This is a genomic window from Duncaniella sp. (genome assembly GCF_029054785.1).
Lineage (GTDB): Bacteria > Bacteroidota > Bacteroidia > Bacteroidales > Muribaculaceae > Duncaniella.
The window spans coordinates 1-3,937 of record NZ_JAIDEN010000094.1 but is presented as its reverse complement, the minus strand read 5'-3'; the positions used below and the strand labels follow the sequence as shown (position 1 = coordinate 3,937).

Genomic DNA, 3,937 nt, shown 5'->3' with positions numbered 1-3,937 from the left:
TGTTTCGGCTACCAACGAGTTTAATACTTCTTGGTTCTTTGTCTTCGTCATTTGTTTATGGCCGATGGGACGGGGGAGGGTTACGGGGGTGCCTGAGTAGGTTGCCATTGTTGTATCGGTTGGGTTTGTGGTTTTCGGTGTTGGTGTGGGTTTTAAAAAGCCACCTGACCGACGGCTTCGTGGCCGCGGAGGGGTGGCTTTGTATGGGGTTGATTGTTCGGTTGCCGGAGATATTATTCAGTGGCAGTCGATGCGGCGGGTGTCCACATCGAGGGGTCTTTGCGCCATTCCTTGAGGGTGTCGACGTCGTGCTCGTGGATGAATCCCGATTCAAGAGCGGCGGTGATGAGGGCCGAGTAGTTCGAGAGGGTGATGAGGTTGACGTTGGCTTCCTTGAAGCGTTTTGTTGCGACGGGGAATTCGTAGCTGAAGATTGCAACCATTCCGATGACTTCACATCCGGCGTTGCGGATTGCTTCAACGGCTTTGAGGCTGCTGCCTCCGGTTGATACGAGGTCTTCGATGACTACGACTTTCTGTCCGGGACGGAGGTCGCCTTCGATGAGGTTTTCAAGTCCGTGGTCCTTGGGGGTTGAGCGGACGTAGACGTAGGGAAGGCCAAGGGTGTCTGATACGAGTGCTCCCTGGGCGATGGCTCCGGTTGCTACACCGGCGATGGCATCGACATCTCCGAAGTTTTCGAGGATGATGCGGCTGAGCTCGACCTTGATGAAGTTGCGGACATCGGGATAGGAGAGGGTTTTGCGGTTGTCCGTGTAGATTGGTGAGTTCCAGCCGGATGCCCAGGTGAAGGGGTTGTCAGGCTGAAGTTTGATAGCGCTGATCTTCAGAAGCTTCTCGGCAAGAATAAGGTCAAGATGTTTCATTTGAGGGTGGTTGGATAAATGAAAAAATGGACTGATTATAATTCAAAGTGCAAAATTAGAATATCCGCGTGTCAAATGCAACTTTTTTTAGTTTACGTTTCTTAATGTGTCGAAATTCGGGGCCGGACGGGTAGATAAAAAGGGAGATGTCTCACGACATCTCCCTTCCTTTTTAAACCTTTATCTTAATCTAATACTATGAAAAACACACATGCAAATTTAAGCATTAAAATCGGAATATGTGCACATCATAGCGTATATTTAACAATATTTAGCCAAAATTTTGAAAAATGGATCAAAAAGTGGTCTGAAAGGTGCTGTAATAGGGGGTGGAGGTGTTGAATGGAGGGGGATTTTTCGGTAACTTTGCAGCTGAAAGAGATGCGCAAAAAAGGTATTACTTTAAATTAAAAAGAAAGAGATTGAAATGAAACATCTGTTTGTTACGGACATGGACGGGACTTTGCTGGGCCGTGACAGTCTGGTCAGCGCCAGGAGCGCGGAAATTATTTCGAAGCTGTCGCGCGCTGGTGTCGCGGTGACGGTTGCTACGGCGCGCACTCCGGCTACGGTCGAGGTGCTGCTCGAAAACACCTATATAAATATACCGGCGATTGTCATGACCGGGGCTGCGATGTGGGACCGGGAGTGTCAGCGGTATACGGATGTGATGTATCCTGAGGCTGCGGCTGCGGCGCGGGTGCTTGAGTGTTGCCGGGAGAATGGGGTCAATCCTTTTGTCTATGTGCTGAGGGATGATTCGATGCTTGAGGTCTATCACAACGGGCGGATGAATTCGCGGGAGTGGAAGTTTTATGAGGAGCGCTGCGGTCTGACGCGCAAGCGTTTCATTTTCGACGATCCGCGTGCTTATGATGAGCCTATGGATGGGACGGTTCTGATCTTTGCCGTTGGCGAGGGGCGGGCTATCGAGGCTGTGGCGGGGATGTTGGGATGTGACAGCCGTCTGTCGGTTTCGTGTTACCGCGATATTTTCAATCAGGAGGTGGCTTATCTGGAGGTTTTTGCCGGAGGTGTCAGCAAGGCGGCTGCGATCGGTCGTCTGGCTCGCCGGATCGGTGCGGACCGTGTGACGGTCTATGGCGACAATCTGAATGATCTGCCGATGTTTGCTGTGGCTGACGATTCTGTGGCTGTGGCCAATGCGATGCCGGGTGTGGGCGAGAAGGCCGACCGGCGGATCGGTGCGAATTATGATGATGCTGTGGCTTTGGATATGGCGATGTGTGCGCAGGCCGACGGGCTCAGAGTATGACGAGGGTCAGTCCCATGAGGGCCATGCCGACGATGACGCCGATGAGCGAGAGGTGGTGATGGCCGAAGCTTTCGGCTCCCGGCAAAGAGTGTGAGCAGAAGGGCTATGAGTATGGTTGAGAGGTCCGGCATGGTTTATAAACGCGGGTGACGGCGGATTGGTTGAGCCGTGTGGTTCAGTTGCAGGCTGCGAGGCCGCGGGGGGATGGTGCCGGGATGCGGAAGCCGAGGCGGGCTATGATGATGCTCATGAGGGGGGTGAGGAGGTTGAAGATGCAGCAGGGGGCGTAGGCTATGGTGGAGACTCCGAGGACTGTCGATTGGGTGATGCCGCATGAGTTCCAGGGTATGAGTACGGAGGTTACGGATATGGAGTCTTCCATCGAGCGGCTGAGCAGACGCGCTTCAAGGCGGTTGCGGCGGTAGAGGGGGCGGTACATGTTGCCGGTGATGATGAGCGAGAGATATTGGTCGGCTGTGGCGCAGTTCATGGCGAGTCCGCTCGCTACGGTTGCGCTGACGATGCCTGTGCGGCGGCGCAGACGGCGGGTGAAGGCTTCGGTGAGGCTTGTGAGCATTCCGGTGCCGATCATGGCTGAGCCGAATATCATTGCGCTGAGGACGAGATAGATGGTCGGGAGCATTCCGAGGATGCCTCCGGTTGCGGTGAGTTCGTCGAGCTGGGGGTTGCCGGTTGTGATGGAGGAGCCGTTCCAGATGGTGGAGAGGAGGGCTTTGAAGTTGAAGGCGAACTGGGGCTGGAGGATGAAGATGCCGATGGCGCCGAGGGTTGTGGCGGTGAGGAGGACTATGAGGGTGGGGACGCGCATGACGATCAGGAGGAGGGTCAGGATGGGGATGACCATTGTCCAGGGGGTGAGGTTGAAGGTGGTTCTGAGGCCGTCGAGGAGTGGTGCTGATTCGGGTGAGGGGGCGAGGGTGGTGGTGAGGCCTACGGTCATGAAGACGATCATGGCGATGGCCATGGCGGGGATGGTTGTGACGGTGAGGTAGCGTATGTGGTCGAAGAGGTCGACTCCGGCGGTTGATGAGGCTACGACGGTTGTGTCGCTCAGGGGTGAGACTTTGTCGCCGAAGTAGGCTCCGGAGATGATGGCTCCGGCGATCCAGGGGTCGCTGTAACCCATGACTTTGCCTATTCCGAGGAAGGCGACTCCGATGGTGGCGATGGTGGTCCAGGAACTGCCGGTCATGACTGAGATTACCGAGCAGACGGCGCAGGTGATGATGAGGAAGAATTTCGGGGAGAGGATATGGAGGCCGTAGGAGATGAGGGTGGGGACTACGCCTGAGAGCATCCAGGTTGTGGCTACGGCTGCGATGCAGATGAGGATGGGGATGGCGGGGAGGATCTGCATGGCGCTGCGGCGCAGTCCGACGGTGAGGCTGCGGCGGGTTGCGATGTGGCCGAGGGTGCTCAGACCGATGGAGATGGCGGCTGAGGTTAGCAGGATCCAGGGGCCGAGCTGGGAGACGGCGTCGGCTCCGCGGAGGATGATGACGGTGATGAGGGTGACCAGCAGGAAGAGGAGGGGGATGAGCGAGACGGTGACTGAGGGCTTGAGGCGCTGGCCGAAGAGGTTATGGGCGTTCAATTTCAATCTTACTGACGGTTTAAGGGGTTGTGTAATCGCTTTTTTAAGGCTGCAAAGTTAGCAGTTTTTGCGGAGATTTCCGCGGGGTGGTGTCACAAACTCCGCTAAAAGGTGAAAAGGGGTGTTAAAGGGCGGGAAAAGTTAACGCCTGAAAGGCAC

At 55.5% G+C, this 3,937-nt stretch carries 3 protein-coding genes; 1 reads left to right on the top strand and 2 read right to left on the bottom strand.

The window, feature by feature from the left end; genetic code table 11:
- Positions 1-233: 233 nt before the first annotated feature.
- Positions 234-887: an orotate phosphoribosyltransferase gene (pyrE, locus tag K2H17_RS06325; RefSeq protein ID WP_300132727.1), complete on the bottom strand. Its 654-nt coding sequence runs from the start codon at positions 885-887 to the stop codon at positions 234-236.
- Positions 888-1,314: 427 nt separating this feature from the next.
- Here pyrE and K2H17_RS06320 point away from each other — a divergent pair, with 427 nt between their 5' ends.
- On the top strand, positions 1,315-2,163 hold the full coding sequence (locus K2H17_RS06320) for an HAD family hydrolase (RefSeq protein ID WP_300132724.1): 849 nt from the start codon (positions 1,315-1,317) through the stop codon (positions 2,161-2,163).
- A 175-nt stretch (positions 2,164-2,338) separates the two neighbouring features.
- Here K2H17_RS06320 and K2H17_RS06315 read toward each other — a convergent pair whose 3' ends face one another.
- Complete coding sequence (locus K2H17_RS06315; RefSeq protein WP_300132722.1) at positions 2,339-3,784, bottom strand: Na+/H+ antiporter NhaC family protein; 1,446 nt, start codon at positions 3,782-3,784, stop codon at positions 2,339-2,341.
- Positions 3,785-3,937: the final 153 nt, after the last annotated feature.

What these genes read in the sequence shown, in the direction of transcription:
- pyrE (WP_300132727.1), bottom strand. Translation starts at nt 887, where the DNA reads ATGAAACATCTTGACCTTATTCTTGCCGAGAAGCTTCTGAAGATCAGC.
- K2H17_RS06320 (WP_300132724.1), top strand. Translation starts at nt 1,315, where the DNA reads ATGAAACATCTGTTTGTTACGGACATGGACGGGACTTTGCTGGGCCGT.